General features: G+C 38.7%; 4 protein-coding genes. 2 read left to right on the plus strand and 2 right to left on the minus strand.

The window, feature by feature from the left end:
• Positions 1 to 161 precede the first annotated feature (161 nt).
• Positions 162 to 599: a group II truncated hemoglobin gene (locus H5160_RS20000; RefSeq protein ID WP_004335148.1), complete on the minus strand. Its 438-nt coding sequence runs from the start codon at positions 597 to 599 to the stop codon at positions 162 to 164.
• 53 nt (positions 600 to 652) lie between these two features.
• Here H5160_RS20000 and aroE point away from each other — a divergent pair, with 53 nt between their 5' ends.
• Positions 653 to 1477 (plus strand): shikimate dehydrogenase, encoded by an 825-nt coding sequence (gene aroE / locus H5160_RS20005; RefSeq protein ID WP_182712952.1) that lies wholly within the window; start codon positions 653 to 655, stop codon positions 1475 to 1477.
• The gene (locus H5160_RS20010; RefSeq protein WP_182738513.1) at positions 1474 to 1728 is read left to right on the plus strand and encodes a DUF1488 domain-containing protein; all 255 of its coding nucleotides are present in this window, start codon (positions 1474 to 1476) and stop codon (positions 1726 to 1728) included. Before aroE ends, H5160_RS20010 begins: the two co-directional genes overlap by 4 nt.
• Here H5160_RS20010 and H5160_RS20015 read toward each other — a convergent pair.
• Complete coding sequence (locus H5160_RS20015) at positions 1720 to 2265, minus strand: gamma carbonic anhydrase family protein (protein WP_002959868.1); 546 nt, start codon at positions 2263 to 2265, stop codon at positions 1720 to 1722. The genes H5160_RS20010 and H5160_RS20015 overlap by 9 nt on opposite strands.
• Positions 2266 to 2691: the final 426 nt, after the last annotated feature.

The raw sequence follows: 2691 nt of genomic DNA on the forward strand, positions 1-2691 counted from the left end.
TACCAAGCGCACAGGGCGTGCATCTGTGAAAGTGTTATGGCAAGGATGGCTTAAGTTACAAGCCATCCTGGAAGGCTACGATTTAGCAAAATCTCTTGAGTCAGACTTGTGATCAAGAGACAGCTAATTAGCGCCTTTTTGCATTATGGCTAAATATAAATTTAATGCTGATTGATCATGTGCGTTGCTAGTTGAGAGAATGATTGCTTTAAGCCTTCACGTAACAACGGATTGTCTATTTCTATATCCAGCGTTTTATTCATGCAGTACATCCACTGATCGCGCAATGCTTTATCTACAGTAAAAGGCATATGTCTTTTACGTAGCATTGGCTGGCCATGTTTTTCAGTAAATAGGTTTGGCCCGCCTAACCAACCAGATAAAAATTCAAAAAATACTTGGCGAATTCGATCTAATGGCAGAGGATGCATATCATATAACGGTTTAGCGTATTCATCTGACTCCATTATGTCGTAGAATCGATTGGAGATAGCTCGCGCCCCTTTCTCTCCACCTATTATTTCATACGGTGTTTTTTCAGGAGTAGGAGCCTGTTGCTCGGGAGCCGGCTTAGATTTAGAAAAAAGTCGTTTAATCATATTACTTATCATTGTTAATAGGCAGTTTATAGCTGCAAAGAGGTTGCTTTAAAATGGACAAATATGCGGTTTTTGGAAATCCAATTAAACATTCAAAATCCCCCGCGATACATAAACAATTTGCTGTATCACTGGGTGAGCAAATCGACTATCGCGCAATATTAGCACCTATCGATAACTTTGAAAAAACAGTATTGTCTTTTTTTGAGCAAGGCGGTGTGGGTGCTAATGTTACAATGCCATTTAAAGAGCAAGCTTATGCAATGGCTGATGAGCTTACCCCATTAGCCAAAATAGTAGGGGCTGTTAATACACTAAAAAAACGAGATGATGGCTCATTACTCGGTGATAACACCGATGGTGTGGGCTTTGTAAATGATTTACTCGCTAATGAAGTAGCCATAACTAATAAACGCATTTTAATCATAGGTGCGGGCGGTGCTGCTCGAGGGGTTATTTTACCTTTGTTAGAGCATAACCCTCAGGAAATAATAATAGTTAATCGCACAGCACAAAAAGCCAAAGAACTCGCAGAGCTGTTTACCCAATATGGACCAGTATCTGGCTTTGGTTTTGATGATTTACCAGTAAGCGATTACTCACTAATTATAAACTCTACCTCTAGCAGTATGAATAACGAACTTCCAGCACTTGATAAAAAACACATAACTAACTGTGAAGTCGCTTATGACATGTTTTATTCACTGCAAAATACCATTTTTATGAATTGGGTTGCACAGCATAATATTAACGCTAAGCTTTTAGATGGCAGTGGCATGTTAGTTGGTCAAGCTGCTCAAGCATATTATGTATGGCGTAATAAAATGCCAAAAATACTTCCCGTCGTTGATGCGCTCAAACAAGGAACGCTTAAATGAATCAGGCAATACAATTTATAGATAGGCTAGAGTTTAGAGAGCCCGATCATCAGTTAGTATTTTTTGCACAAGTTAGTGGCATGCTGGTGGAGTGTGTAATAGAAGTAAATACACTTAAACTAACAGACGAAAGTCACGCAACAGAGTATTTTGAAAAGTATCGTTTTGATTACGAAGAACGTGCCGAGGAGCTTATCGAAAAAGAGAGCTATAACTCGGCAGGCCAAATTGAAGTAAGCTTATTAACTTAAATTAGCTATTTCAGCTAAGTACTCATCTTTAAGTGATACATAGTTATCGGCAGATATTTTTAAAAAGGCAAGTTCTTGCTCCGTTAGAGGGCGGGCTTGCTTAGCCGGACTCCCTACATATAAGTAACCAGACTCTAAGCGTTTGTTTGGTGGTACCAAAGAGCCGCCACCTATAATTACATCATCTTCAACAACCACGTTATCCATAATAATAGCGCCCATACCTACAAGTATACGGTTTCCTAATATACATCCGTGCAGCATTACCTTATGACCTACAGTTACATCGTCACCTATAATAAGTGGATAACCATCTGGATTGCTTTTAGTTGCACGAGATAAATGCAATACACTGCCATCTTGTATATTGGAGCGTTTACCAATACGTATATAGTTAACATCGCCTCGGGCTGCTACTAAAGGCCAAACACTACTATTATCACCTAAAGTAATATCACCAACCAAAACTGATGACTCATCAATATAAACAGACGAATTAAACGAAGGAGTTACACCTTTATAAGAACGGATTGCCATATTTAGTACCTTTTAGATAATAGTTATTAGCTTTGAGTGTATCAGCAAGGTCTTTTTTGTACCATAACAGGCACCGTTTGGTTACAAAACTATCAGTTTTAGGGGGTTTAGTTCAGATACTGACCGAACAGCATCTTTTTTTACTTTTTCTTTAAAAAAGTACTTGCGTAAAAATCTGTTCTCCCTATAATGCGACCCCACTGAGACGGGAAACGCCAACGCATAGCGAGGCACGAACTACTCAGAGAGTTAAATAAAACTTCGGTTTTAAATCTTCCAAAAGAAAATTTAAAACAAAGTATTGACTCGAAAAATAAAGGGTGTATTATTCGCATCCCTTGAGACGCTAAAGCGACTCAAAACGTTCTTTAACAATATAAAGCAATCATCTGTGTGGGCACTCGTACAGATTGAGTTCTAACAGCC

It is taken from the genome of Pseudoalteromonas sp. SG43-4, from assembly GCF_014164325.1.
GTDB lineage: Bacteria > Pseudomonadota > Gammaproteobacteria > Enterobacterales > Alteromonadaceae > Pseudoalteromonas > Pseudoalteromonas distincta.